General features: G+C 56.7%; 1 protein-coding gene. It reads left to right on the forward strand.

Annotated elements, in window-relative coordinates; genetic code table 11:
* Window positions 1-76 precede the first annotated feature (76 nt).
* A partial coding sequence (locus ACYP03_RS24300; RefSeq protein ID WP_459782412.1) for an ATP-binding cassette domain-containing protein occupies window positions 77-413 on the forward strand: 337 nt, incomplete at its 3' end.

Genomic DNA, 413 nt, shown 5'->3' on the forward strand with positions numbered 1-413 from the left:
GGGCATTTTCACTGTGGTGGAAAGCCTGCTAATGTCCCGGTCATCCTCGTCTGCCCGCACTGCTAACGGATAACTTATGACTGCACCTATGCTCTCTTTGTCTCAACTGAGCCATTGCTACCGTCACCATAATCAGGAGCCGATGCAGCTCAGCTTTGATCTGTCGGTCGCGCAAGGCGATATTCTGGCGGTGATCGGCCCCAGCGGAGCCGGTAAAAGTACCCTGCTGGCCATGATCGCCGGTTTTCTCCGGCCGGACAGTGGTGAGCTGAGGATCAACGGTGAAGTGATCGACCGGCAGAATCCGGCCGAGCGGCCGTTGTCTATCCTGTTTCAGGATCACAACCTGTTTCCGCATCTGAGCGTGTTCGACAATATCGCTCTGGGAATCCATCCCGGGCTGCGCCTCAGTG

This window comes from Photobacterium sp. R1 (assembly GCF_054600795.1).